Genomic DNA, 26,898 nt, shown 5'->3' on the forward strand with positions numbered 1-26,898 from the left:
CCCACGAATGTTGAAAAATTCGGGGATGAGGTGGGGGTAGCGGAGAAATTCCAATCGAACTCGGAGATAGCTGGTTCTCCCCGAAATAGCTTTAGGGCTAGCCTCGGTGAATAGAGTCGTGGAGGTAGAGCACTGATTGGGTGCGGGGCCCGCAAGGGTTACCAAGCTCAGTCAAACTCCGAATGCCATAGACTTGTAACCGGGAGTCAGACAGTGAGTGCTAAGATCCATTGTCAAAAGGGAAACAGCCCAGACCATCAGCTAAGGTCCCCAAGTGTGTGTTAAGTGGGAAAGGATGTGGAGTTGCACAGACAACCAGGATGTTGGCTTAGAAGCAGCCACCATTGAAAGAGTGCGTAATAGCTCACTGGTCGAGTGACTCTGCGCCGAAAATGTAACGGGGCTAAACACACCACCGAAGCTATGGCTTGATGCGTATGCATCAGGGGTAGGGGAGCGTTGTATACAGCGTTGAAGGTATACCGTAAGGAGTGCTGGAGCGTATACAAGTGAGAATGCCGGTATGAGTAACGAAAAGATCAGTGAGAATCTGATCCGCCGAAAGCCCAAGGTTTCCTGAGGAAGGCTCGTCCGCTCAGGGTAAGTCGGGACCTAAGGTGAGGCCGACAGGCGTAATCGAAGGACAACAGGTTGAAATTCCTGTACCACCGTAAACCGTTATGAGTGATGGGGTGACGCAGGAGGGTAGTGACGCGAGCTGATGGATGCTCGTCCAAGCAGTGAGGCTGGTGTGTAGGCAAATCCGCACACTTTAAGGCTGGGCTGTGATGGGGAGGGAAAATTACAGTACCGAAGGTCATGATCTCACACTGCCAAGAAAAGCCTCTAACCAGGTGAAGGTGCCCGTACCGCAAACCGACACAGGTAGGCGAGAAGAGAATTCTAAGGCGCGCGGAAGAACTCTCGTTAAGGAACTCGGCAAAATGACCCCGTAACTTCGGGAGAAGGGGTGCCCCGGTAGTGTGAATAGCACGAGGGGGCCGCAGTGAAAAGGCCCAAGCGACTGTTTAGCAAAAACACAGGTCTGTGCGAAGCCGCAAGGCGAAGTATACGGGCTGACGCCTGCCCGGTGCTGGAAGGTTAAGGGGAGCGGTTAGGGAGTAATCCCGAAGCTGTGAACCGAAGCCCCAGTAAACGGCGGCCGTAACTATAACGGTCCTAAGGTAGCGAAATTCCTTGTCAGGTAAATTCTGACCCGCACGAATGGCGTAACGACTTGGGCGCTGTCTCAACGAGAGATCCGGTGAAATTTTAATACCTGTGAAGATGCAGGTTACCCGCGACAAGACGGAAAGACCCCATGGAGCTTTACTGCAGCTTGATATTGGATTTGGGTACGATCTGTACAGGATAGGTGGGAGCCTTTGAAACCTGAGCGCCAGCTTGGGTGGAGGCGCCGTTGGGATACCACCCTGATCGTATCTAGGTTCTAACCTGGTACCGTAAACCGGTATGGGGACAGTGTCAGGTGGGCAGTTTGACTGGGGCGGTCGCCTCCTAAAGAGTAACGGAGGCGCCCCAAGGTTCCCTCAGAATGGTTGGAAATCATTCGAAGAGTGCAAAGGCAGAAGGGAGCTTGACTGCGAGACCTACAAGTCGAGCAGGGACGAAAGTCGGGCTTAGTGATCCGGTGGTACCGCATGGAAGGGCCATCGCTCAACGGATAAAAGCTACCCTGGGGATAACAGGCTTATCTCCCCCAAGAGTCCACATCGACGGGGAGGTTTGGCACCTCGATGTCGGCTCATCGCATCCTGGGGCTGAAGTAGGTCCCAAGGGTTGGGCTGTTCGCCCATTAAAGCGGTACGCGAGCTGGGTTCAGAACGTCGTGAGACAGTTCGGTCCCTATCTGTCGTGGGCGTAGGAAATTTGAGAGGAGCTGTCCTTAGTACGAGAGGACCGGGATGGACGTACCGCTGGTGCACCAGTTGTTCCGCCAGGAGCATGGCTGGGTAGCTACGTACGGACGGGATAAGCGCTGAAAGCATCTAAGCGTGAAGCCCCCCTCAAGATGAGATTTCCCAGTATGTAAGACCCCTTGTAGACGACGAGGTAGATAGGTTGGAGGTGGAAGTGCAGCAATGCATGGAGCTGACCAATACTAATCGGTCGAGGGCTTATCCAATAAGATTAATTCGCAGATTCGTTTCGTATCTAGTTTTCAGGTGATCAAGCACTTGAACGTTTGGTGGCGATAGCGGAGGGGTTCCACGCGTACCCATCCCGAACACGACCGTTAAGCCCTCCAGCGCCGATGGTACTTGGACCGAAGGGTCCTGGGAGAGTAGGACGTTGCCAAGCGGTATATTCCCTGATAGCTCAGTTGGTAGAGCACTCGACTGTTAATCGAGTTGTCACAGGTTCGAGTCCTGTTCGGGGAGCCATTTGCTCTCATAGCTCAGTAGGTAGAGTGCATCCATGGTAAGGATGAGGTCACCGGTTCGATCCCGGTTGAGAGCTCCATATTTGTGGCCCGTTGGTCAAGGGGTTAAGACACCTCCCTTTCACGGAGGTAACATGGGTTCGAATCCCATACGGGTCACTTTCTTCTTTTGTTCCACATAAGGTTCGTCGGATGTACTTTCGTTGGGACAAGCTTTGCTGCCTTTAAACGAAGGAAAGATCCGGACGGGTCATCGTGTGTTTTAATGGATACATAGTTTGCATGGAGGCTTAGCTCAGCTGGGAGAGCATCTGCCTTACAAGCAGAGGGTCGGGGGTTCGATCCCCTCAGCCTCCACCATTCATGATATGAAATACTTAAAATTGGGCAGACTATAGTTATTCGTAACTTTGGGGATTAGCCAAGCGGTAAGGCAACGGACTTTGACTCCGTCATGCATAGGTTCGAATCCTATATCCCCAGCCAGTGAGAGCCATTAGCTCAGTTGGTAGAGCACCTGACTTTTAATCAGGGTGTCGAAGGTTCGAGTCCTTCATGGCTCACCAGTTTTATTTACAGGTTTTGCGCGTGTGGCGGAATTGGCAGACGCACTAGACTTAGGATCTAGCGTCTTTGACGTGGGGGTTCAAGTCCCTCCACGCGCACCACTTTGTTTGATGCGGACGTGGCTCAGCGGTAGAGCATCGCCTTGCCAAGGCGAGGGTCGCGGGTTCGATTCCCGTCGTCCGCTCCATATGCGCCCTTAGCTCAGCTGGATAGAGCGTTTGACTACGAATCAAAAGGTCAGGAGTTCGAATCTCTTAGGGCGCGCCATTTAACTGTTTTACAATAGATATCGGGATGTAGCTCAGCTTGGTAGAGCACCTGGTTTGGGACCAGGGGGTCGCATGTTCAAATCGTGTCATCCCGATACGCATGCACAGCTTCGTGCAAGTCATGATTGTTTCAAGACTTGCACGAAGATCTGCGGGTGTAGTTCAATGGTAGAACTTCAGCCTTCCAAGCTGATAGCGTGGGTTCGATTCCCATCACCCGCTCCATACATACAACATAACGCCGAAAGGCGTTTTTTTGTTTGGAGCGGTAGTGTGGGAGAGAACCTACGCAGCGTGGGTACGACCGTCCGTGCTGGCTACTGTGAAGGAACCCGATCAGGACGCGCGTCAACATCTACCTCAATGGCGGGCCGAAGGCACTCTTTTAAATTTCAGATGTCTTCAACGGGCTGTTATGCACGATTACAAGGTATCTCTCTGAGGTTTTACCTGATTGCCTCTATAACCGCCTTATTTGCCCCTCTAGCCCTTTTAAATGGAGGTTAATAACCACACAATTGCATTTATTATGCCGAGCTAAGCAAGCTAAACACAATCTAATATTGGTATCCCCGTGATTCCTTAATATGTGTTCTAAGTTGGATCTATGAACTAACATCTATATGAACAAGAGATACAGTAAATCAGCTGCTGTAATGAAAAGGTCCAAAGACATTTTTCGTTAAACTAACTTCATGTTAAATATTAACGAGATGATTTGTTTAATGAGTTAACTTATGTGGTAAATAGTGGATGAGGCATCTGGGCTATGCATAAATAAACTCAATGCAGTATTTTATTTAGAATGAAACCCGCCGTATTATCCATAACATCTGGTAAACCATATGTCAGGAATTAGGCATGACTGAATGAAAATACATATTTTACATCGTGTTTTTACGCGAAAATCTGCGCTTTATTTAATAAAAGTGCAGATTTTCGATGTGATTTATTGTATGATGTTAAGAAAGTATGAACAAAGAGAAAGCAATACAGACGGGATAGAGACGGGAGGAGTAGCATGACTGAACTTACGGTAACCGCGAACAAAAGCAATTCCAACAACTTGCTGCGGCGTGACGTGCGATTCTTGGGGAACATACTCGGGGAAGTGCTTGTCCATCAAGGGGGCAATGAACTCTTAGATATCGTTGAGAAGATCCGTGAAACAAGCAAATCTTTACGTTCTGTTTTTTTGCCTGAATTGTATGAAGAATTCAAAAAGATGGTTGAAACCCTTGAGCCGGATATTCGCCATCAGGTGATTCGTGCTTTTGCGATTTACTTCCAGCTTGTGAATATAGCTGAGCAAAATCATCGGATCCGCAGAAAACGGGACTATGAGCGCTCAGCTGGAGAAAGTGCTCAGCCCGATTCGATCGAGATGGCCATCAAGGAACTGAAAGAGCGGAACTTTACGGTCGAAGAAGTTCAGGACATTATTGAGAGCCTGTCCTTGGAACTGGTAATGACCGCCCATCCGACGGAAGCCATGCGCAGAGCGATTCTGGATATTCATAAACGGATTTCCGAAGATGTCATGCTGCTGGACAATCCGACTCTTACGTTCCGAGAGCGCGAACAGCTTCGGGAGAAGCTGCTGAACGAAGTCATTACGCTGTGGCAGACGGATGAGCTTAGAGCCCGTAAGCCTACGGTACTGGATGAGGTCCGGAACGGAATGTATTACTTCCATGAGACGCTGTTCCACGTTCTGCCTGACGTCTATCAGGAATTGGAACGCTGCTTGACCAAGTATTATCCGGGACACCTCTGGCACGCGCCTACGTACCTGAAATTCGGCTCATGGATCGGCGGCGACCGTGACGGTAACCCATCTGTGACGGCCGAAATCACTTCGCAGACGCTTCGTATGCAGCGCAAGCTGGCTATTCGGGAATATCAGCGCATTTTAGTTGAATATATGCAGTATTTGAGCTTCAGCACTTCCATAGTAGAAGTTTCCAAGGAACTTCAGGATTCCATTGAACGGGACCGTGCAAATGTAACCGTTACAAAAAGGGATATTTGGAACAATGCGAAGGAACCTTACCGTATTAAACTGGTTTACATGATGGAGAAAATCGCGAACGTTCTGGACGACAGTAAAAAAGGAACAGCCGAGTCCTACGCTTCGCCAGCGGAGTTTATCGAAGACCTGAGCATTATTGACCGCAGTCTTCGCTTCCATTTTGCGGACTATGTAGCAGATACTTATATCAAGAAGCTGATTCGCCAGGTGGAGCTGTTCGGGTTCCATACGGCGGCGCTGGATATCCGTCAACATAGCCAGGAACATGAGAATGCGATGAAAGAGGTCCTGGAGAAGAGCAACATTACGCCGGACTATGCAGCGCTTTCCGAAGAGGAGAAGATTGAGCTGCTCACGAAGCTGCTGAGCGAACCGAGACCGATCTCGTCGGTATATCAGGACTACAGCCCAAGCACTAAAGAGTGCCTGGATGTATTCCGGGTAGTCAAGGAAGCACAGCAGGATTACGGCAAAGATTGCATTACCAGCTACTTGATCAGTATGGCTGAAGGAGCCAGTGACATTATGGAAGTCATGGTCTTCGCCAAAGAAGTCGGGCTGTTCCGGCAAGTTCCGGACGGTACCGTAGAATGTACATTGCAGGCGGTTCCGTTGTTCGAGACCATAGAGGACCTGCACGCCGCTCCGGAAATTATGAGACGGCTTTTCAAACTGCCGATTTATCGTCAGAGCATTACGGCCCGGAACGACCTTCAGGAAATTATGCTGGGTTATTCCGACAGCAACAAGGACGGCGGCGCGGTTACAGCTAACTGGGAACTGCGGGTTGCTCTGAAAGAGCTGACGGCTGTCGCCAGCGAGTTCGGCATTAAGCTGAAATTTTTCCACGGACGCGGCGGATCGTTGGGTCGCGGCGGCATGCCGCTGAACCGGAGCATTCTGGCTCAGCCGGCTTCTACCATCGGCGGAGGCATCAAGATCACCGAGCAGGGTGAGGTCATTTCCTCGCGCTATTCGTTGAAGGGCATTGCTTACCGCAGTTTGGAACAGGCAACATCGGCGCTGGTGACGGCAGCAATCAACTCGCGTTCGCCGGAAGAGGATGACGCAAACGAAGCCCATTGGGATGAGATCGTGCGCGAGATGTCCGAGGTTTCCCGGAATAAGTACCAGGATCTGATCTTCCGTGATCCGGACTTCCTGGCATTCTTCAAGGAATCCACGCCGCTTCCTGAAGTCGGAGAGCTGAACATCGGTTCGCGTCCTTCCAAGCGGAAGAATACCGACCGTTTTGAAGATCTGCGCGCCATTCCGTGGGTGTTCTCGTGGACCCAAAGCCGCTACCTGCTTCCTGCATGGTACGCCGCGGGTACAGGCCTTCAGAGCTTTTATCAGAACAAGGAAGAGAATCTGAAGGTGATGCAGGAGATGTACGAGAAGTTCTCCTTCTTCACTTCCTTGATCGATTCCCTTCAAATGGCGATCGCCAAGGCGGATATGGTCATTGCCAAGGAATACGCCGGCATGGCCCGCAACGATGAGGCACGTCGCCGTATCTTCGGACTGATAGAGGAAGAGTTCAAGCTGACATCAGAGCTGATTTTGAAAATTACAGGACAAAAAGAAATTCTGGATAATGTGCCTGTCATTCAGGAATCGATCCGTCTCCGCAATCCTTATGTGGATCCGCTCAGCTATTTGCAGGTACAGCTGCTCAGCGAGCTCCGCGGACTGCGCGAACAGGATGAGGATAATGCAGAATTGCTGCGTGAGGTTCTGCTCACGATCAACGGCATTGCCTCGGGACTCCGGAACACAGGCTGATGATACGATTACTTCAATAAGCATCCCTGAAGCCAGAATAGGAAAGCTCAGTGCCTGAACCCCAGGTGCTGTGGCTTTCCTATTGTTCTGTTATACGGCTTGTCTTGCTTTTTAGAGAGACTTCATTTACGATTTGAATGGAAAAATAAATTGTTGTCGTACCCATCAGCAAGTCTGGGGGAATCTTGATGGAAAATATAGAAAACCGGCTGACAAAACTGGCTCTGAAAGGAGACCAGCGGGCGTTTGCCGAAATTGTGGAACTGTACAAGGACAAAATTTATCATCTGGCTTACAGGATGCTGAACAACCGCCACGAAGCGGAGGACGTCGTTCAGGAGACTTTTTTACGCGTATATAAAAATTTGGACAGGTATGACCAGAATCAGAAATTCTCCACATGGATTTACCGCATTGGAACCAATTTATGCATCGACCGGCTGAGGAAACGGAAACCGACCTATTCCCTCGATGCTGAGATGAACGACCAGGAAGGTATGGACGGGTATTCGATGATTCCAAGCGATAACCGGACGCCTGAGAGCGAGACGCTGATCTCGGAGACGCAGCAGATCATTTACGAAGCGATTGAGAGCCTTCCGGCGAAGTATAAGTCGGTCATGGTCCTCCGGTATTTGCAGGATTTGTCCTTGCAGGAAATCAGCGATGTGCTTGGAATGCCCGTAACAACGATTAAAACGAGGGTGCACCGGGGTCGCGAATTTTTGCGCAAAAAATTAGAGCCCAAATTATAGAAAACGAGCTTCGGTTTTGAAACTTCTTCAGAACCTGTACGTATTACAAATGAAACTGACCTGTGCCCCTGAACCGGGGAGATTGAATACATTCATATTAATGAAAGGATTGGCTCAGAATGGATTGCAAATTAGCCGTCTCTTTAATGCATGATTATTTAGATGACGACTTGTCCAAGGAGCAGCAGTTGGAGCTTAAGACCCATATGCTGTCCTGCCCTGACTGTCGGATGCAGTTTAAAGAGCTGGAACAGACGGATATGCTGATGTACTCACTGACGCACCATACGCCGTCTGCATCTCTTGAGCTGACTGAGCGGATCATGAATTCTCTCCCGAAGCAGAAGAAGCAGCAGCTATGGCTTACATGGGTCAAGAGACATCCGGCCATTACAGCCGCGGCTATATTTGTCTTAGTGATGCTGTTTAGTACCGTGAGCTTCTGGGATCAGGATACCCAACTGGTGGTTAAAGGCAGTGATCTGGATCAAGTTGTCATTGAAGGGAACACGGTCATCGTGCCTGAAGGCAAGAGTATTGCGGGCAATTTGACGGTAGAAAATGGAAAGACTCAGATCTATGGTGACGTCCAAGGTAATTTGACGGTCATCGATGGATCGCTGTACCAAGCCTCAACCGCCCATATTTCGGGTCAGGTGAAGAGCATTGATCAGGCGATGGACTGGATATGGTATAAAATCACAAACATGTTCTCTGATGTCGCCTATCGTTAGTAAATCTTGATATTTGTGGATATTGGCGCCTCTTTGGGACAAAGCAGGCGTCTTTTTTGTTGGCAATATTTATAAATGGTTCCAATTTAAAACCGCGGCCGCTTGCAACCTGAAGGTGTACGTTATAACCTAGGTAATATAGGGGAAATTAAATGACATAGAGACCCATCATCATGAAGGGGAGTATGGGGGCCTAAGTATGAGTTATTTTGCGGACTTAACGTGGAAAGAGTCCATTAAAGATATCATTGACATCGCCATCGTTACATATATCATTTATCAGGTCATTTTGCTTGTAAGGGGGACCCGGGCGGTTCAGCTGTTGAAAGGGATTTTGGTCCTGGTCATCATCTGGGCGCTCAGTACATGGTTTGATCTGTACACCCTTAAATGGCTTATGAATCAGATATTTAACTTTGGCATTTTGGCGATCTTTATCATCTTTCAGCCGGAGCTCCGGCGGGCGCTGGAGCAGTTGGGGCGAGGTAAGCTGTTTGGCCGCTCATCGGCGGAAGATGAACAGCTCAATAAGCTGATCGGCGAAGTCATTAAGGCCGTGAACTATTTGGCTCGCAGAAAGATCGGAGCGTTAATCGTATTTGAACGGGAGACAGGTCTCAATGAATATACGGAGTCCGGGATTCCTATGCAGTCCATGGTGAGCTCCCAGCTGCTCATTAACATTTTTATACCGAATACACCTCTCCATGACGGTGCCGTGATCATTCAGAACCAACAGATCGCCGCTGCCGCCTGCTATTTGCCGCTGTCCGAGAATCCTTTTATCAGCAAGGAGTTGGGCACCCGGCACCGGGCGGCCATCGGGATCAGTGAAGTAGGGGATGCGGTGTCCATCGTCGTATCGGAGGAAACCGGACAAATATCGTTGGCCATTAACGGTCAGGTCGTTCGTGATATTAAAGAAGAATCCTTAATATCGAAACTGTATGAAGAGCTCCGTCCAAATTCCTCTGCGAAAGAAAAACGTCCTGTTTTCTGGAAGCGGAAGGGGAATGATAATCATGAATAAGTGGATCAATAACAACAATATTTCGAAAGTGCTGGCGCTTGCCGTAAGTATTTTGCTCTGGAGCATGGTTCATTTGAACGATGTGACGCCTACGCCTACCGCTAAAATTGATTCACGGATCATTGATAATGTGAAGGTACAGGCTTTTGGACTGGATGAGAAGAAATATATTCTGAGCGCCATGGACACGGATCAGGTTCAGCTTGAGGTCAAAGGAAAAAAGTCGGACCTGCTCTCGATGTACTCGGAAGATTATAAGGTAAGGCTGGACCTGAGCAAAGCCAAAGTAGGCACCAGCACGCTGCCGCTTACCGTAGACGTTCCTTCGGGAATTGAGGTGGTCAACGTTCAGCCGTCAACCGTGACTGTCAATATTGAAAAGAGGGATACATCGTCTTTCCCGGTATCGATCGTGACGAGCGGGGAGCCGGCAGCCGGTTATCAGATGGGCAGCATTACCATGGAACCGGCTACGGTGTCTGTTACGCTGCCTGAAAGCGACCTGAAGAGGGTCGATAAGATTCAAGGATCGGTATCCATTGATGGCGAAGACGCAACGATTAAGGAAAAGCGGGTGAAGCTGACCGCGTTGGACAAGCAGGGGAAGGAAATTGAGGGGGCGGTAATTGAGCCGTCAACCATCTCCGTGGTCGTACCGATTACGCCGCCATACAAAGAGGTGCCGATCGAACTGCACTATTCCGGCCAACTGCCTGACGGCCTCGTGATTTCCAAGGCTCAGCCAAGCGTGACTACCGTGAAGCTGTACGGTTCTCAAGATGCGCTTGCGGGAATAAAGTCCTATAATGACGTCGATGTGGATTTGGGGCAAATCAAGGAAGCGGGAACAATGGTACTTCCTGTGGACTTGACGCCGCCGCAGGGTTTTGAGAAAATCGAGCCGAGCTCTATGGAGGTTGAAATCACCACGGTGTCCAACTCCCAGCGGGTGATTGACGACATTCCGATTAAGATCAGCGGGGCCGGCTCTGACGTGCAGGCCGCGATCAAGAGCCCGGCAAGCGGCACTATGTCGCTTAAGCTGAGCGGCGCTCCCGGACTGCTGAACAGCCTGACAAAGGATGACATTCAGCTCATCGCCAGCGTTGGTAACCTGAAGCCCGGTACGCATCAGGTGAACCTGCAGGTGGTCCTCCCACGCTATGTTTCGCGGGTGGATCAGGGAAATGCGCTAACGGCGACCATAGAAATCAAGGATAATGCTGCAGCAACGTCGACCCAGCCGGATTCGAAGCCTGAAGATAACAGCAAGGGAACAACCGACAACAGCAATAAAGGAACAGGCGGCAATTCAGGGTCCGAGACGGATTCGACGAACGTGGATGAGACAGACAACAATGGAACGGCGGGTGACACCACGCCGCCGGAAGGGCAGGAGCCACAGACAGATACCGGCTCACCCTGATCTGAACGAACACATACAGTAACTAGAGATGCACTCAAAAAGGAGATCAATTATGGGGAAATATTTTGGAACTGATGGAGTACGCGGTGTTGCCAATAAAGAACTGACTGCCGAAATGGCATACAGCATTGGACGCTGCGGCGGTTATGTGTTGACCGGGGACGTGGAGAAACCTACGGTTGTCATTGGAATGGATACCCGGGTTTCGGGAGTTATGCTGGAATCGGCACTGGTTGCGGGTCTGCTGTCCATCGGGGCGCATGTTATCCGTATAGGTGTTGTATCTACGCCAGCGGTGGCGTATATTACACGGTTGTTAAAAGCGGATGCCGGAGTTATGATTTCGGCTTCCCACAATCCGGTCGAAGATAACGGCATTAAGTTCTTCGGCGGGGACGGCTTCAAGCTGTCCGACGAGACCGAACTGAAAATCGAAGAGCTGATGGACGCAGCCGAAGATACGCTTCCGCGTCCGATTGGCAAAGATCTGGGCAATGTTATTGTCGATAATGAATCGAAATATAAATATTTGGAGTATTTGAAAACGACGATTTCCCACAGCTTTGACGGGCTGAAGATCGTACTCGACTGTGCCAACGGCGCCGCTTACGAGCTGGCTCCTAAGCTGTTTGAGGAACTCGGCGCAGAGGTGGTTACGATCGGCACCGAGCCGAACGGGTTGAACATCAATGACCACTGCGGATCCACCCACCCGGAAAAGCTGAGAGAAGAAGTGCTCAAGGCCAAAGCCGACCTGGGTCTTGCCTTCGATGGCGATGCGGACCGTCTGATCGCGATTGACGATCAAGGCGAGGAAGTCGACGGCGATTTCATCCTCTGTATTTGCGGCGACGCTATGAACAAGCAGGGTAAGCTGAACAACGGCACAATCGTATCGACCGTCATGAGCAACATCGGTTTTTATAAAGCGACCGAGAAGCTGGCGCTGAAAACGGCCAAAACGGCTGTCGGCGACCGTTATGTGATGGAGGAAATGCGTAAAGGCGGCTATAACTTGGGCGGAGAGCAGTCCGGGCATGTTATTTTCCTGGACTACAATACGACCGGTGACGGCATTCTGACCGCGATCCAGCTGGTGGATACGATCCAAGCTTCGGGCAAGAAGCTGAGCGAACTGAGAACGATGATGCGCAAGTACCCTCAGGTGTTGGTGAACGTACGGGTAGAGGACAAGAGCAAGTATGAAGGCAATGCGGCCATTAAGGATGCTATTCAAGCCGTTGAGGGGATCCTTGGGGATAACGGCCGGGTATTGGTTCGTCCTTCCGGCACGGAATCGCTGATCCGCGTCATGGCTGAAGGTCCTAATAAGGAGGACCTGGATCAGTATGTCTCCCAAATCGTCGATGTGGTGAAACGGGAACTAGTATAGCAGGTAAATGTTGGTTTTTTCTATAAAATAAAGCATAAATGCCATAGGCCGGTGAGACTAGAATTGCGGTTTCATCGGCTTTTTTACAGGGTAAATAACGGGGACTCCGATTTGGGGCTATCAGCCCGATTGCAAAACGGAGATGACATGAATATAATTAGTAAATGTCATTACGAAACAGAAAGCGAGGGTCGTGAGGTTAGCAACAATAGCGCCAGAACTTGAGCTTGCGCGGGGAAGAATCTGAAGGAGCACGACGCTTCGGATTCACGGCAGCATCAAGTTGACGAGGTGGAGGTGTTCGAAATGTTCGGCGGGGACCTCCCGGTGATACACCACAGCCGTAAACTCGAAACGGAAAATGGACGGGCGACCGTTCACACAACGTTTCCAGTGGGTGTTAGAAAATAGTGATCATTTTTCATGAGTGTGCGGGCAAGCGCATAAGAGATGCGGCGATGCTAGGATGTACATTCGTGAATGCACCTTGTATAACTGAATACAATGTTCGTTTTCCTGTACATTCCTGAGCTATGCCGCACCTTTATGCTCCCGTACTCTTCTAAAACCCAATTCGAAGAAGTGAACGGAGGATATTAACTATGTGTGGTATTGTCGGATATATTGGTAAAAAGGATACGCAAGCGGTATTGATCGAGGGTCTGAAGAAGCTGGAGTACCGCGGGTACGATTCTGCGGGTATTGCCGTGTTCACCAACCAGGGATTGCAAATTGCCAAGGCGCAAGGACGTTTGGCCAATCTGGAGTCTAAGCTGGAAGGGACACCGCTGGTGGGTAGTGCCGGCATCGGGCATACGCGCTGGGCTACTCATGGCAAGCCATCGGACGTGAACTCTCATCCGCATACGGACAACAGTCATAAATTTTCGGTCGTGCATAACGGCATTGTCGAAAATTATCTGGAGCTGAAGGATGAGCTGATCAGCCAGGGACATCATTTCGTGTCGGAAACCGATACGGAGGTGATTTCCCACCTGATTGCCCGCGAATACGACGGCGATATCGTCAAAGCGGTTCAGAAGGCCATCGGTTATATGCGCGGCGCCTTTGCCCTCGGTGTATTGACCGAGTACGAACCGGATAAACTCGTGGCTGTGCGTCAAGCAAGCCCGCTGATTATCGGGATTGGCGAAGGAGAGAACTTCATCGGATCGGATATTCCGGCAATTCTTCAATATACGCGTAAAGTATATATTTTGAATGACGGTGAGATGGCCGTATTGACGCAGGATTCTGTCGAATTGATGACCATTGAGGGGAATTTTATTTCTCGGGAAATGATTCATGTCGACTGGGATGCAGTGACGGCGGAAAAAGGCGGCTTTGAGCATTTCATGCTGAAAGAGATCCATGAGCAGCCGAAAGCTTATCGCGACACGATGCGCGGACGGATTGACGAGTCGGGTAAAAAGGTAGTTCTGCCAGAGCTGAAGCTGACGGCCGATCAGATCAAAAATATCCGCAACATTCAAATCATTGCCTGCGGTACAGCATACCATGCAGGTCTCGTGGGACGCAGCGCGATTGAATCGCTGGTACGCATTCCGGTAGAGACGGATGTAGCGTCGGAATACCGTTACCGCTCTCCAATCGTAACGCCGGAAACGTTGGTCATCGTCGTCAGCCAATCCGGTGAAACGGCGGATACGCTCGCTGCGATGCGTGAAGCCAAAGCAAACGGCGCACATGTACTGGCCATCACCAACGTGGTGGGCAGCTCGATCGCCCGTGACGCCGACGACGTCATCGTGACGCTGGCCGGTCCGGAAATTGCCGTAGCATCCACTAAGGCGTATACGTCGCAGCTGATCGCGTTCTATCTGCTGGCGCTGTACCTCGCCGAGGTTCGCGGCACGCAGACGCCGGAAGCGGTGGCTCAGATCGTAGCCGCTATGCAGGCTCTGCCGGAGCAGGTGGAAAGCATGCTGGCCAAGCCGGATGCCATTAAAGCCTATGCAGAGCATATTTCCAAGCATGAGCACTTATTCTTTATCGGTCGCGGACTGGACTACGCGGTAGCGCAAGAAGGTTCGCTGAAATTGAAAGAAATCTCTTATATTCACTCCGAAGCGTACGCTGCGGGTGAACTGAAGCACGGTACGCTGGCGCTGATCGAGGAAGGCATTCCGGTCATTGCCCTGGCAACCCAGGAAGCCGTTCTGGAGAAAACAGTCAGCAACATCAAGGAAGTGAACGCACGCGGCGCGGACATCATGGCGATTACCCATGAAGAAAATGTCGCAGGTCTGCTGAAGTCGGTTGATCAAGCGTTTGCGATTCCGAAGACGCTGCCGCTGCTGACGCCTGCCCTGTCGGTTGTGCCGCTGCAGCTGCTGTCCTACTACGCATCGCTTGCCAGAGGCAACGACGTCGACAAGCCGCGGAATTTGGCGAAAAGCGTAACGGTGGAGTAAGGGGAGTAAGAGGATTGTCGACGACGACGACAACACGACGACCGACAACTTCTATCTGGTCACATTAAAGTTAGTGCTAGACATTATTGTTGAGCCGTTACACCAGTATTTTTGCAATAGAGTTGGTGTCTCGACATTTTAAGAATATAGCTGAACAAAGCAAAGTTAATGGCTTCGTCCCTGGTTGGGGGCGAAGCCATTAGTTGTTTTTGAGGAGCGGGACAGCTCGCTATATAAGATTTTGCTGATTTAAGTTCAAGGTCCAAGAGCGCCGATTGGTGTAGCTTTTGTACTGTGGTCAACCAAAGTACTAAAAAGTAACTGAATGATATTGGTTGTAACATCTTAACTATATACAAAGGAGCCCGGATTATTAAACTGGGCTCCTTTGTTGTTTCAAGGAAATCAAGGATATAAAAGTTAAAAACACTGTGTTTCGGAGGCTATCTCAGGGCTTAAGTTACCTCTCAAGGGGCTTTTATCGCATTCGCAGGAAATTGTGAGCCATTGACACAAATGATCCTCTTAAGAGCCCTAAACTGGGCTTACGCCCAACCTTAGATCTTATTATACCTCCCTGTGTACCCCCGACGGACCAACCCTAAAATCTAGTAACCTTCACCTGAAATGTAGCGGATATATTACATGATAGTTTTCTTCATATAATGTTTATTACAGAGAAGTTCAGCAATTACCACGATCACGCTCATGACCACCAGCGGATGAGCACTTCATACGGTAAGCAATAAGTAAGAGTACTGATCAGCAAGGATGGTGTCTGGAAAATCGCCAGGTTAAGAAACCGAAGAACAAATTAACAAAGGGGGGGATACATTGTGGAATTACGTCAGCTTGAATATTTTATTCAAGTTTGCAAATCTGGAAGTTTGACCAAAGCTAAAGAAGAATTAGGTGTGACTCAGCCTACACTAAGTCAGCAAATTCGGGTTTTGGAAGATGAGTATAATATTCAATTGTTCGATCGGGTAAGTAGAGGAGTTGAGGTAACGGAAGCGGGAAAAATTCTCTTGAATAAGGGCAATGCCATTATGAATCTTCTTGAAGAAGCGCGAAATGAAATCGTTGGCCGAATCAACAAATCTAGAGAAACCATTTCTATTGGATGTTGTCCCGCTGAACTTGAATATCTTGCTCCTTACTTCATGAGATTTCATCAAAAGTACCCGAATATTTTATTAAAAATTATCGATGCAGAGGATGTCGAAAATAAGGTTTTGGAGCAAAGGGTGGACATTGGGATCACTGCATATCCAGTTTCGGATACTTCGCTCATTTCGACTCATTTGTATAGACAAGAAATGGCGCTATTGATTCACTCAGAACATGCTTTGGCTAATAAATCTTCGATTCCTTTTCGATCTTTGAAGCAAATGAACTCGATCATGTTCCGAGAACAAAACAAATCATTACTTGATATGTATTGTTTCTCTAGTGGGTTTGCCTTGAAGTCGAGCATAGAAACGTCCTCCACTTCAGTATTGATTCACTGGGTTCGTCATGGGCTTGGAGCAGCTATTATACCCATATCTTTGCTTGAGAGCCTCAGGGGTGATTCTTTGCGTATTGTCAAATTAGAAGGCCATATACCTCGTTGGGATATATCTCTTGTATATCTTCATTCCGTTACGATGAGGCCCATGGCACGTCTATTCATTCAAGAGATGGATTCATATGTAAGAGAGGTTGAGGTGAATCTTCCATGTTCAGGCAATTAGAATGTTTCATTCAAATCTGCAGAGCAGGAAGCTTTACTAAGGCTGCAGAAGTGTTAATGATTTCTCAACCTACTTTAAGCCAACAAATCCGCTTTCTAGAGGTAGAAGTTGGAACCCCTTTGTTTCAGAGAGTTGGCAGAGGCGTAAAGATTACAGCTGACGGGGAAATACTTTACAAAAAAGCTCTTTCCGTCATGAGGCTCATTGAAGAATCGAAGAAAGAAACTCATGAGTTACGCTATGCTCGGGCAAATCAACTTTCGATAGGCATTTCTCCAGTGGACTTTTATGGTTTAATCCCTCGTTTTTTGAAATTCCATGAACAGTATCCTGACATTACATTAAAATTTGCCAGTACAGAAAATACATCACAGCAACTATTGAATCGTAGTATCGATATTGGCATTGCCGACAAATATGATCCAAACAAAGAAATTCATGCAATGCACCTATATAAAGAAGAACAAGCACTGGTCGTTTATGCGGATCATCCATGGGCAGAACGAACCTTTATTTCTTTTCAAGAGCTAGAAAGTTTAGAATCTTCCTTATTTGTTGGGGATAAAAGTTTAATCGAGCAACTTCATACATTCAGCGAGAAAATCACCAAATCTTTACAATCGAAATTTGAGTCCACTTCGACGGCTATTCTTCTTTCTATGGTACAGCAAAAGTTGGGGGTAGCTATTTTGCCTGCCTCATTAATTGAAACATTTTCTGGCCAGCATCTGAAAATGATTCGTTTCGTAGATCCAATGCCAGTACGTGAGATGAAGCTTATTTTTAAAAAGTATCATCACCATAATCCCTCTGTCCAGAAATGTATCGATTTTTTTCTGGAATCATAGATAGGGGAACGAAAACATCATAACTAACGAATGCGAGCCTAGACGAAGGAATATTGTCTTGCTCGCTTATTCGCGTTAGTCGGCATTAGGAAATATCCCAAATATAGTAACCTTGCGTATCATGTTAGACTCTTTCCTTTGCTTGCTATAACCTTTATACTAGCAATGGATTAAGGATTCTGAACGGCAATTGTCTGTTTTTGTGGAAATATATTAAATCATGGGATATTAACCGGCCGAAGGGGAATTTTGAATGGGAAAAATGCGTAAATCAGCAATGCTGTTAATGGCTCTGATGATGTGTTGCACTTTGGCGTCTTGTTCTGGGAACACGGGCACAACGAGCAATGGCACTGCTGACGATACGATTTTCAACGCCAATCTTAAAAAGGCAGATGCTTCTCAAACGAAGCTATCTCCAAATGAGCCCACCTGGAAGCTGGACACGACACCAATAACGTTTGACTGGTATATCAATTTCGATTGGTTCACCGGTAAGTGGGGGGGCAACGTAGTTTCCGATTATATAACGAAGAAGACGGGTGTCAGTTTGAACTTTATCGTGCCTGCTGGAGACGCCGGGGAGAAGCTCAACACGATGATGTCAGCAAGGTCGCTCCCTGACTTTATCACTCTAGGCTCGTACGAGGATTCCGTGCAGAAGATGATCAATGGAGATATGGTGCTTCCATTAAATGAGCTGGCGGAACAATACGATCCTTATTTTTTAAAAGTCGCTGACCCAGAGAAGCTTAGCTGGTACACACAGGCTGACGGGAATGTGTACAGCTACCCGAATGCATCTTCATCCCCTGCGGATTACCAAAAATACGGGAAGCTTTTTACGTCTAATCAGACCTTTGTTGTTCGGAAAGACATGTATGAAGCCCTCGGGAAGCCGGATATGAGCACGCCGGAAGGGTTTCTCGGCGCGCTGAAAGCTGCGAAGGAAAAGTTTCCGGAAGTAGACGGCAAGCCGCTCATTCCGATTGGCCTTCATGAATTTACGGAAACCGGCAACTATTCGCTGGAAGAATATCTTCAGAACTTTCTAGCCATTCCGAAGCAGCAAAACGGCAAATTGTACGACCGTCGAAGCGACCCGACCTATTTGAAATGGCTGAAGATGTTTCGCCAAGCGAATGAGGACGGACTTATGCCGACAGATGTCTTTCTTGATGAGAAACGAGTGGAAAAGGACGAAAAAATATCGCAAGGGCGTTATTTTGCCATGCTGTATCAGTGGTCCGATTTTTCAGAGATTAACCAGGCGCTGTATCAGAAGGACCCGAATAAGGTCTATATCGCGATTGACGGTCCTGCGAACGATGCGCATGATGCGCCAACCCTTGCAGGAAACGGCATCTCCGGTTGGACCGTGACGCTCATCTCGAAGAACGTCAAAGACAAGAAGAGGGCCATTGCCTTCCTCAGCTATTTGCTCAGCGAAGAGGGAAACAAGGACCTGTTCTTAGGAGAGAAGGGCGTCACCTACGATACGATTGACGGTAAAGATCAGTTCCTGCCGGAGGTCATGCAGCTGCTTAATACCGATCGCCAAGCGTTCGATAGAAAATATGGCGGTTCTTATATGTACTGGATGCTAATGGATACGAACATGAATCTAGCATGGATGACGGGGATGGATGCCGAGCCTTCCAAACAAATTGCCGATTGGACGAGGGGCAAGACGGTTAGCACAAGCGAGTTCGAAAACCTGGACCCGGACCCGACAACGAAGGAAGGTATTGCGGTAGGCAAAAATACGCGGCTCTGGGCCGAGACGCTGCCGAAGCTGCTGATGTCGAAGTCGGATGCCGAATTTGACCGACTGTTCGCCGAATTCATGAAAGCCACTACCGAGGATCCCGAGTATGAAGCCATCGCAGCAAGCCGCCAGGCGGCCTATGAACGAAATGTACAGAAGCTGAAGTCGTCACTCAATCCGTAGTTCAATAGAGGAAGCAGCAGGATGTGAAAATAGGGGATGGGATTTGCGGCAATTCGTTGGTTATTGGGGATACGTTCATTTACGTTTAACCTTTCGCTTCAAGTCAAACTGATTCTGTCATTTGTGTTCGTTATCTTTATACCGGTTGTTTTATTCTCTTGGTATACGCTTAATGAAGAGTCCGCCAAGGCAATGAAGGAATTGTTGGAGAACAATAAGAATGTGCTGGAAGTAGAGAAGATCAACATTGAAAATAACGTAGAGCTGATGGGATGGACCGGTCAGCTTGCGTTATCCAATCGGGAAATGAATAATTATCTGCAAATCGAACAATTTCAGGATACGGCGCAAGTTCTTCATATAAAGAAGGACGTGGTCAACAGCTTTCAATATTTTCTGTTTAACAATCCGCGGATCGCGAATGTCCGTCTATTCACGGATAACCGATATGTGAATGAGATTTGGCCGGTTATCCTGCAGGAGTCGCGTATTCAGAGCAAGCCTTGGCATGATGACGTGATGAAGCAAGGCGGCTTCCCCTGGTGGGAGATACAGGAGAACGTCGGCCTCACCGGTATGCCCTCCGAACAAATGCCGAACGAGCCCTTCATGACGTACTTACAGGAATTCAAGTATCCGGACAACGCTACCCATAACGGGATTCTAGAGATATCGATGCAGTTATCCGATTTCTTCTCCCAAACGTTCAGCAGCGTACAGGATAAAAACTCCCAGCTGATCGTAGTCGCAAGGAATGGACAAGTTTTCAGCTTAAAGGATTCGTCCGTGTTCAAGCAGCACGGCGCGGAGGAATTGATAAGCAGCATAAAGCTGACGAGCAATACGGATTACGAGACGGTGCGGTTCAAGGTTAATGGACATTCCTACTTGGCTTTACAGAGCTACATCCCATCGATTGACGTACATCTGGTCAATATGGCTAGTCTTGAGGAAACCATGGAAGGCATTAACCACTCGAAGGTTCGTTATATCGTGCTCGTTTCATTACTGGCGGCATTTCTCGTTCTGCTGTCTTACTCGATGCAAGCGATCATTTTGCGCAGGCTTAAGGCGCTAAGAGAATCGATGCAGCAGGTGAGAAATGGCAACTTCAACGTCGAGCTGCCGCCGATTATCGGTACCGATGAGGTAGGAGAGCTGGGCTTTCATTACCGCAAGCTCATTCTGAAAATTAACGAGCTCATTCAAGACCAGGCAGCTCGGCAGGCGGCAGGCAAAGAAGCTGAGCTTCGGGCGCTGAAGAACCAGATTGATTCCCATTTCCTCTACAATACGCTGGAGAACGTCAAGATGCTGGCGGAGATTGAAGGGCAGTATCTTATATCGGACATCATGACCTCGTTAGGCGGTATGATGCGGTATTCGATGGAATGGAGGCAGGATCACGTGATGCTCAGCGATGAGATCCAGCAGGTCCAGCATTATGTATCCGTCATGAACATCCGTTATGATGGCAGACTCGATCTCCAATTGTCTATTGGACCGGAATGCCTCAAGCAGGAGTCGCTTAAAATGTCGCTGCAGCCCGTAGTGGAGAATGCGATCAAGCATGGGATGAGCCGCATGCATTCCAAGGACGGAAATCTTCTCATTATGATCTCTGCCGTACGACGTGATCAAGCTTGTGTCATAGAGATTACGGACAGCGGCCGCGGCATACCGGATGAAACGCTGGGCTTGTTGAATCAAATGTTGCGAATGGAAGAGCATGCTTATCAGGAGGTCCGGCAATTATTCGTTCGTAAGGAGAACGAGGACGGTAATGGAATCGGTCTGCGTAATGTGGACCAACGTTTAGTGATGAGCTATGGGGTGGAATATGGGATTCGGATCGAAAGTCAGGAAGGAAGCTATACACGCATAATCATGACTTTGCCGTACCGGGTCATGGGAGGGGGATAGGACATCTATGATTAGCTTGCTGATCGTCGACGACGAGAAGATCATTCGGAGGGGCTTGCAATCTGTCATTGAGAGGCAGTTCCCTGATCTGTTTAATTATCGATTTGCCGAGAATGGAGAAGAGGCGCTGGAGCTGCTGCGCCAGGAGCCCGCGGATATTATGTTTACAGATATCCGAATGCCCATTATGGATGGGATCGAACTGCTTGACCAACTGCAAGACCATCCGGTTAAACCCGAGGTTGTATTGCTGTCTGGCTATAATGACTTCGTATACGCGCAGAAAGGGATCCGCTTTGCCGTAAAGGATTATCTCGTAAAGCCTGTGATTCGGGAGGAGCTGTTCGCCGTCCTGGAACGATTAATGCTGGATATAAAGAAAAGAGAAGAGCGAGCAGACAAGGCGGGCGAAGATGCCAGCCTTTTTGCTGCCGAGTTGGTTACCCTGCATTTAACCCAGAAGGATGTGGATGATGCGATCACACCGAACAAGCTGAAGCAGGCCGGCTTAAGCTGGCTGGATGCAGGATATACACTGGGCTTGGTTACGCAACGTGGTGGAAGACCACAGGCAAGCAGTACGGATGCAGCTTCTTTCAGGAATCAAATCGCTGAGCTGTTACAAGGGCATATGAATTGGATGCTGACGCGTGATGGAAAAGGCGGAACGATTATGATAGCAAGCGATCCTGGTATGTTCTACCGGTTGGCGGAACAGTGGGGGTTAAGTGAGTATGAGACACAGCTGCGAATTGCGATTAGTGATTCCGTTCAAGGGATTGAGCAGATAAGGTGGGCATACAGTCAGGCGAAGCAAACTATGAAATACGGGATTCTGCTTCCAGATCTCGATGTGCTGGATTACACCGGTATAAGTGAACGCAATGAGCGGTATGTCGTCCCTATAGAGTTGATTGGGCGGATATTGAATCTCCTTGGAATGGGACGCGGGGATGAAATCAAACAACTTCTGGATCAAATCCTCGATGTTCGCATCATTAGCAGCAGTGAAATCGGATATCTGGAACGTATTAGTCAGCTGCTCAACGAGGAGCTGTTCGATAAGTTGTTCCGCATCTACGGGCTTAAGGTATTCGGTCTATTAATGAAGTACGCTCCTGTTGGTCACATCGGAAATTTTGAACGATTTGAGGATTATTACAAATCCGTCGAACAGCTTCTCGATCGTCTGGATCGGTTCATCCAAGATCGGAAAGAGCAGATGCCAACGGAACAAAATACGATGCAAAAAGTACTCACCTACTTGCAGACGCATTATGCCGACAATTTAAACATGGCGGTGGTGTCCAACCATTTCTCACTCAATTACTCGTATTTCAGCCAAGCCTTCCAAGAATTTACCGGTGAGAGCTTCTCGAACTATGTTCGCCGGTTAAGGCTGGATAAGGCGAAGGAACTTCTGGTGCACTCCGATTTGAAGGTGTACGAAATCAGCGATCAGGTTGGATTCGAAAATGTGAAGCATTTTACGAGAATATTCAAGGATACCGAAGGCATCACAGCACTGGAATTTCGAAGCCAGAGGAGACGGTTTGAAACCGAGTGATGAGAAAAGACTAAAACACAAATGACCCATAAGAGGGTCATTTTTTTTGTGAAAAAGCATCCTCTCATGGGTCACAGTTCACACCTTTCAATCATTCAGCATTCAGAAAGTTAATTAAAGCTGTATTGAATTCTTCAGGGTGAGTCGCGTTTAGACCATGAGGTCCACCTTCGATGACGACGAGTTGACTACCTGGAACCGCTTCGTGGGAAAGTTGACCGCTGACTTCAAGCGACACAATTGCATCGGAATCCCCATGGATAACAAGCAGTGGGATATTAAATTTTGCCAAATCGCCACGGAAATCCGTCCGGCCGAAAGCCTCAACACAATCCAGCGTCCCCTTTGGCGAAGCAGAAGAAGCAATTTCAAGGTTGTAATGGCGGAAAGACTCGCTAACCAGGTCGGTTCGATCCCCTGCTTTAAAGAAATTGTGAGTGAAGTCGTCAAGGAAGGCGACACGGTCTTTTTTCAAACCGTCTTGGAAGCCTTGAATCGTGGCTTCATCCAGACCACCTTCCGGATGCTCGGCAGATTTGTAAAAGAACGGTGGAACCGCAGCAGCCAGCACGGCTTTTTTGACACGGCTTGTTCCGTATGTACCGATGTAACGGGCTACCTCACCGCCACCCATAGAGAATCCGACCAGCGTTACATCCTTAAGGTCCAGCTGTTCGATTAGCTTATGAAGATCCGCTGCAAACGTATCATAGTCATATCCGTTCCACGGTTGGGAGGATTGCCCGAATCCGCGGCGGTCATAGGTAATCACTCGGTAACCTGCATTGATGAGCGCTGGAACTTGATTCTCCCAAGAGCGTCCGCTCAGTGGCCAACCATGAATCAAAATGACAGGTTTGCCTGCGCCAACATCCTCAAAATTCAACTGAATAGGGTGCCCATTTTCTTCTCCGACTAATAATTTTGGCATGTTCATTCTCCTCTGTTTTTTAATGATGATGATTAGTTGTTGCTCCCGCCCTCGTGGCCGCCAAACATCGTTTGGGCATAAACAATACCCGCGCCATAAGCACCGGTATGCTCCTTAGCAATCGACATCACGGCGTCATAGGTTTCCTGGCGAGCCCAATCGCGTTGGTACTCAAGCATAACAGAAACCCAGGTAACCGGGATGGCTCCTGCTTGGATCATGCGTTGAACGGCCATGTTATGCGCTTCCGTAGTCGTCCCGCCTGAAGCATCCGTTACGATGTATACTTCGTATCCGTCTTTAATAGCTCCAATAACAGGAAAGGCAAGGCAAACCTCCGTCCAGAGCGCTGCCATGACCAGCTTTTTGCGGCCTGTTTTCTTCACGGCTTGTACCAGGTTTTCGTCTTCCCAAGAGTTCATTGTTGTACGGTCGATCGGTACCTGATCTGGAAATACCTCTTGAATTTGCGGATGAATCGGGCCTGAGAATGATTCTGCAGCCACCGTTGTAAGAATGGTGGGCACATTAAAGACTTTCCCGGTTTTGGCCAATCCAACCGTGTTGTTAATGATGGTTTGACGATCCGCGCTTTGAACTCCAAAGATCATTTGAGGCTGATGATCAATAAGAATAATTGCAGAGTTTTCAGCTGTAAGTAAATCAGTCTTGTCATTAAACATACGAGGATCCTACCTCCTAGATTTTGGTTGCAACAGGGCCCGATCCATTGGAGTTTCTGCTGCATGTATTCAGTCTATGGAAATACCAATGTGCAAACAATCTTCAGTTTTCTATATTTTTCATAGGAAAATCCTATATACTTCGAAAGTTCTATAAAGAATATACATAAGCAATTCCTATGGCTGTTATAGAAAAAGCCATATTGTTAGTGAAAATGTCGACTTTTAGACTTATGAATAAAGGCAGTCTAGCAAGAACATCACAATTCGTATTAAAGGAGGTATTGACTATGAGCACAGGTTCTATAGGTTCTATGGCCTTAGCCCTTGCCGCAGGTATTGTCATTGGCGTTGTTTTTCAATCGCTTAAGATCCCCTCGCCAGCACCCCCTTTTTTAGGACTGCTCGGTCTCGCCGGTATGTTTGTAGGCCAGCGGCTGATCCCCTGGATCCAGCAATGGCTAAACCACAAATAATGCAATCTAAAAGGAGAGCGGAATCATGTCTAGAAAAACGAAAGATGTTGAGGCCAGTCTAGTCATTCACAATGCCAGCATCGTAACGATGGACGATGCAAATCCTACCGCATCGGCAGTTGCCGTTAAGGACGGCCAGTTCCTGGCTGTGGGTGATGATGCCGAAATCATGAAATATGTCGGATCCTCCACGCAGGTTGTCAACGCCAACAAACGAATGTTGATACCAGGCTTGAACGATTCACATATTCATCTCATTCGCGGTGGTCTCAACTATAACCTTGAACTTCGCTGGGATGGAGTGCCATCCGTAGCGGATGCATTGCGAATGCTGAAAAAGCAGGTTGATCGTACACCAGCACCTCATTGGGTCCGTGTTGTAGGCGGATGGACGGAGTTCCAATTCATCGAACGCCGGATGCCAACTCTAGACGAAATCAATCGAATTGCTCCGGAAACCCCCGTTTTTATCCTTAATCTTTACCGTCAAGCCTTTTTGAATAAAGCTGCCTTACGGGTAATAGGGTATACGAAGGATACACCTAATCCGCCAGGCGGAGAAATCCAAAGGGACAGCCGGGGCAATCCAACAGGAATGCTCATCGCGAGGCCTAATGCAACGATATTGTACGCCACCTTAGCTAAAGGGCCAAAGCTTTCTTATGAGGACCAAATGAATTCAACCCGACTCTTTATGAGGGAATTGAATCGATTTGGTGTGACAAGCGTTATCGACGCTGGAGGGGGCTTTCAGAACTATCCCGATGACTATCAGGTGTTTGAGGAACTGGATAGACGTGGAGAAATTACGGTTCGCACGGCGTATAATTTATTCACTCAGCATCCCAAGAATGAATTAAACGATTTTAAAGCATGGACCGCTTCATCGCAGCCGTACACGGGCAGTTCTTATTATCGTCATAACGGTGCAGGTGAAATGCTTGTTTACAGCGCAGCAGACTTTGAGGATTTTGTTGAGCCTCGTCCGGAGCTTCCAGCTGTACTCGAAGATGAACTCTTTGAAGTTACCCAACATCTCGTTCAACAACGTTGGCCGTTTCGTCTTCATGCCACTTATGGAGAATCCATAACACGTTTTCTTGATGTTTTTGAAAGAGTAAACAAAGAGGTGCCGTTCAAAGACTTGCGCTGGATTCTGGATCATGCCGAAACGATCCATGAGAAGGATTTGGAGCGGGTCGTCGAATTAGGAGGTTCGATCGCGGTTCAAAGCCGAATGGCTTTCCAGGGGGAATATTTTGTCGAAAGATATGGGGCAAAAGCAGCGGAGAATGCTCCTCCGATAACCAAGATGATGAAGTCCGGATTGCGCGTTGGTGTGGGAACGGATGCCACCAGAGTAGCAAGCTATAATCCTTGGGTGGCCTTATATTGGCTAGTGACGGGCAAAACACTGGGAGGATTAAGCTTGTATCCTGCTTCTAATCGTGTAGAGAGACACCAAGCGCTTCGGATGTATACGACGGGGAATGCATGGTTTTCAAAGGAAGAAGATGTGAAAGGGCAGATCAAACCGGGTCAATATGCTGATTTTACGATCCTTTCCGATAATTTCTTTCATGTCTCGGAAGAAGCAATTAAAAAAATTGAATCTGTCTTTACAGTCGTAGGTGGTAAGATTGTCTACGGTACCAGCGAATTTCAGTCTTTGTCGCCTCCAGCTCCCAAAGCCAGCCCAGACTGGTCTCCGCATAATGTCTTTGGCGGCTATTACAAGGGACCGGAATATGGAGGTGGTGGATCAGGTGCCCATACGCCTAAACAGGTCCATCTTCATCATAAGTGTAACCATCATCACGGCAGCGGTTTCTGCGACTTGGATTGCTTTGTCTTCTAAAAGTAAATAAACCTAAGGCGATCCTAGGTCAGACAAAAGGAACAGTCCCTCATTAAAAATGGGGGACTGTTCCTTTTTGTTTAGAAGATTTTACC

At 48.4% G+C, this 26,898-nt stretch carries 16 protein-coding genes, 11 tRNA genes and 2 rRNA genes (1 of these 29 cut by a window edge); 27 read left to right on the plus strand and 2 right to left on the minus strand.

What is annotated here, in order from left to right:
* The 25 genes from GCU45_RS19765 to GCU45_RS19885 form a co-directional block, all read left to right on the plus strand.
* Window positions 1-2,146: ribosomal RNA gene (locus GCU45_RS19765) — 23S ribosomal RNA — on the plus strand (it extends 784 nt beyond the left edge of the window).
* Between the two features lie 59 nt (window positions 2,147-2,205).
* Window positions 2,206-2,322: ribosomal RNA gene (rrf, locus tag GCU45_RS19770) — 5S ribosomal RNA — on the plus strand.
* 7 nt (window positions 2,323-2,329) lie between these two features.
* A tRNA-Asn gene (locus GCU45_RS19775) sits at window positions 2,330-2,405 on the plus strand.
* 3 nt (window positions 2,406-2,408) lie between these two features.
* Window positions 2,409-2,484: transfer RNA gene (locus tag GCU45_RS19780), tRNA-Thr, on the plus strand.
* Window positions 2,485-2,491: 7 nt separating this feature from the next.
* Window positions 2,492-2,563: transfer RNA gene (locus tag GCU45_RS19785), tRNA-Glu, on the plus strand.
* A gap of 125 nt (window positions 2,564-2,688) precedes the next feature.
* Window positions 2,689-2,764: transfer RNA gene (locus GCU45_RS19790), tRNA-Val, on the plus strand.
* A 51-nt stretch (window positions 2,765-2,815) separates the two neighbouring features.
* A tRNA-Gln gene (locus tag GCU45_RS19795) sits at window positions 2,816-2,890 on the plus strand.
* Between the two features lie 4 nt (window positions 2,891-2,894).
* Window positions 2,895-2,970: transfer RNA gene (locus GCU45_RS19800), tRNA-Lys, on the plus strand.
* A gap of 18 nt (window positions 2,971-2,988) precedes the next feature.
* Window positions 2,989-3,072 (plus strand) — tRNA-Leu (locus GCU45_RS19805).
* A gap of 11 nt (window positions 3,073-3,083) precedes the next feature.
* Window positions 3,084-3,158: transfer RNA gene (locus GCU45_RS19810), tRNA-Gly, on the plus strand.
* Window positions 3,159-3,161: 3 nt separating this feature from the next.
* Window positions 3,162-3,238: transfer RNA gene (locus GCU45_RS19815), tRNA-Arg, on the plus strand.
* A 23-nt stretch (window positions 3,239-3,261) separates the two neighbouring features.
* Window positions 3,262-3,335, plus strand: a tRNA-Pro gene (locus GCU45_RS19820).
* A gap of 56 nt (window positions 3,336-3,391) precedes the next feature.
* Window positions 3,392-3,465, plus strand: a tRNA-Gly gene (locus tag GCU45_RS19825).
* 796 nt (window positions 3,466-4,261) lie between these two features.
* Entirely contained in the window at window positions 4,262-7,057 is a 2,796-nt protein-coding gene (gene ppc, locus GCU45_RS19830; protein ID WP_152400036.1) for a phosphoenolpyruvate carboxylase, read from the plus strand.
* A 188-nt stretch (window positions 7,058-7,245) separates the two neighbouring features.
* Entirely contained in the window at window positions 7,246-7,812 is a 567-nt protein-coding gene (gene sigW / locus GCU45_RS19835; RefSeq protein ID WP_076176256.1) for an RNA polymerase sigma factor SigW, read from the plus strand.
* A 119-nt stretch (window positions 7,813-7,931) separates the two neighbouring features.
* Window positions 7,932-8,546: a zf-HC2 domain-containing protein gene (locus GCU45_RS19840; protein ID WP_076176254.1), complete on the plus strand. Its 615-nt coding sequence runs from the start codon at window positions 7,932-7,934 to the stop codon at window positions 8,544-8,546.
* Window positions 8,547-8,745: 199 nt separating this feature from the next.
* Complete coding sequence (gene cdaA, locus GCU45_RS19845) at window positions 8,746-9,576, plus strand: diadenylate cyclase CdaA (RefSeq protein WP_152400037.1); 831 nt, start codon at window positions 8,746-8,748, stop codon at window positions 9,574-9,576.
* Entirely contained in the window at window positions 9,569-11,002 is a 1,434-nt protein-coding gene (locus tag GCU45_RS19850) for a CdaR family protein (protein WP_167527169.1), read from the plus strand. The genes cdaA and GCU45_RS19850 overlap by 8 nt, the downstream gene beginning before the upstream one ends.
* 52 nt (window positions 11,003-11,054) lie before the next feature.
* Window positions 11,055-12,395: a phosphoglucosamine mutase gene (glmM, locus tag GCU45_RS19855; RefSeq protein ID WP_152400039.1), complete on the plus strand. Its 1,341-nt coding sequence runs from the start codon at window positions 11,055-11,057 to the stop codon at window positions 12,393-12,395.
* 602 nt (window positions 12,396-12,997) lie between these two features.
* Entirely contained in the window at window positions 12,998-14,830 is a 1,833-nt protein-coding gene (glmS, locus tag GCU45_RS19860) for a glutamine--fructose-6-phosphate transaminase (isomerizing) (RefSeq protein ID WP_076176244.1), read from the plus strand.
* An 836-nt stretch (window positions 14,831-15,666) separates the two neighbouring features.
* Window positions 15,667-16,566, plus strand: a complete 900-nt coding sequence (locus GCU45_RS19865) for a LysR family transcriptional regulator (protein WP_152400040.1) — start codon at window positions 15,667-15,669, stop codon at window positions 16,564-16,566.
* The gene (locus tag GCU45_RS19870; protein WP_152400041.1) at window positions 16,551-17,414 is read left to right on the plus strand and encodes a LysR family transcriptional regulator; all 864 of its coding nucleotides are present in this window, start codon (window positions 16,551-16,553) and stop codon (window positions 17,412-17,414) included. Before GCU45_RS19865 ends, GCU45_RS19870 begins: the two co-directional genes overlap by 16 nt.
* Window positions 17,415-17,667: 253 nt before the next feature.
* Window positions 17,668-19,365, plus strand: a complete 1,698-nt coding sequence (locus GCU45_RS19875; protein WP_425281205.1) for an extracellular solute-binding protein — start codon at window positions 17,668-17,670, stop codon at window positions 19,363-19,365.
* Window positions 19,366-19,401: 36 nt separating this feature from the next.
* Window positions 19,402-21,288 (plus strand): histidine kinase, encoded by a 1,887-nt coding sequence (locus GCU45_RS19880; RefSeq protein WP_152400042.1) that lies wholly within the window; start codon window positions 19,402-19,404, stop codon window positions 21,286-21,288.
* A 7-nt stretch (window positions 21,289-21,295) separates the two neighbouring features.
* Complete coding sequence (locus tag GCU45_RS19885; RefSeq protein WP_152400043.1) at window positions 21,296-22,855, plus strand: response regulator; 1,560 nt, start codon at window positions 21,296-21,298, stop codon at window positions 22,853-22,855.
* A 91-nt stretch (window positions 22,856-22,946) separates the two neighbouring features.
* Here GCU45_RS19885 and GCU45_RS19890 read toward each other — a convergent pair whose 3' ends face one another.
* Entirely contained in the window at window positions 22,947-23,786 is an 840-nt protein-coding gene (locus GCU45_RS19890) for an alpha/beta fold hydrolase (protein WP_152400044.1), read from the minus strand.
* 32 nt (window positions 23,787-23,818) lie between these two features.
* Window positions 23,819-24,469, minus strand: a complete 651-nt coding sequence (locus GCU45_RS19895) for a hydrolase (RefSeq protein WP_152400045.1) — start codon at window positions 24,467-24,469, stop codon at window positions 23,819-23,821.
* 290 nt (window positions 24,470-24,759) lie between these two features.
* Between GCU45_RS19895 and GCU45_RS19900 the strand changes: the two genes are divergently transcribed.
* Window positions 24,760-24,945: a XapX domain-containing protein gene (locus tag GCU45_RS19900; protein WP_076176227.1), complete on the plus strand. Its 186-nt coding sequence runs from the start codon at window positions 24,760-24,762 to the stop codon at window positions 24,943-24,945.
* A 25-nt stretch (window positions 24,946-24,970) separates the two neighbouring features.
* Window positions 24,971-26,803, plus strand: a complete 1,833-nt coding sequence (locus GCU45_RS19905; RefSeq protein ID WP_152400046.1) for an amidohydrolase — start codon at window positions 24,971-24,973, stop codon at window positions 26,801-26,803.
* The last annotated feature ends 95 nt before the right edge of the window (window positions 26,804-26,898 follow it).

The sequence above is a fragment of the Paenibacillus cellulositrophicus genome (assembly GCF_009363095.1).
Lineage (GTDB): Bacteria > Bacillota > Bacilli > Paenibacillales > Paenibacillaceae > Paenibacillus_AQ > Paenibacillus_AQ favisporus.

Excerpts from the sequence above, each read along its gene's own strand:
- ppc (WP_152400036.1), top strand. The coding sequence starts at position 4,262 with ATGACTGAACTTACGGTAACCGCGAACAAAAGCAATTCCAACAACTTG.
- sigW (WP_076176256.1), top strand. The coding sequence starts at position 7,246 with ATGGAAAATATAGAAAACCGGCTGACAAAACTGGCTCTGAAAGGAGAC.
- GCU45_RS19840 (WP_076176254.1), top strand. The coding sequence starts at position 7,932 with ATGGATTGCAAATTAGCCGTCTCTTTAATGCATGATTATTTAGATGAC.
- cdaA (WP_152400037.1), top strand. The coding sequence starts at position 8,746 with ATGAGTTATTTTGCGGACTTAACGTGGAAAGAGTCCATTAAAGATATC.
- GCU45_RS19850 (WP_167527169.1), top strand. The coding sequence starts at position 9,569 with ATGAATAAGTGGATCAATAACAACAATATTTCGAAAGTGCTGGCGCTT.
- glmM (WP_152400039.1), top strand. The coding sequence starts at position 11,055 with ATGGGGAAATATTTTGGAACTGATGGAGTACGCGGTGTTGCCAATAAA.
- glmS (WP_076176244.1), top strand. The coding sequence starts at position 12,998 with ATGTGTGGTATTGTCGGATATATTGGTAAAAAGGATACGCAAGCGGTA.
- GCU45_RS19870 (WP_152400041.1), top strand. The coding sequence starts at position 16,551 with ATGTTCAGGCAATTAGAATGTTTCATTCAAATCTGCAGAGCAGGAAGC.
- GCU45_RS19875 (WP_425281205.1), top strand. The coding sequence starts at position 17,668 with ATGGGAAAAATGCGTAAATCAGCAATGCTGTTAATGGCTCTGATGATG.
- GCU45_RS19880 (WP_152400042.1), top strand. The coding sequence starts at position 19,402 with ATGGGATTTGCGGCAATTCGTTGGTTATTGGGGATACGTTCATTTACG.
- GCU45_RS19885 (WP_152400043.1), top strand. The coding sequence starts at position 21,296 with ATGATTAGCTTGCTGATCGTCGACGACGAGAAGATCATTCGGAGGGGC.
- GCU45_RS19890 (WP_152400044.1), bottom strand. The coding sequence starts at position 23,786 with ATGCCAAAATTATTAGTCGGAGAAGAAAATGGGCACCCTATTCAGTTG.
- GCU45_RS19895 (WP_152400045.1), bottom strand. The coding sequence starts at position 24,469 with ATGTTTAATGACAAGACTGATTTACTTACAGCTGAAAACTCTGCAATT.
- GCU45_RS19900 (WP_076176227.1), top strand. The coding sequence starts at position 24,760 with ATGAGCACAGGTTCTATAGGTTCTATGGCCTTAGCCCTTGCCGCAGGT.
- GCU45_RS19905 (WP_152400046.1), top strand. The coding sequence starts at position 24,971 with ATGTCTAGAAAAACGAAAGATGTTGAGGCCAGTCTAGTCATTCACAAT.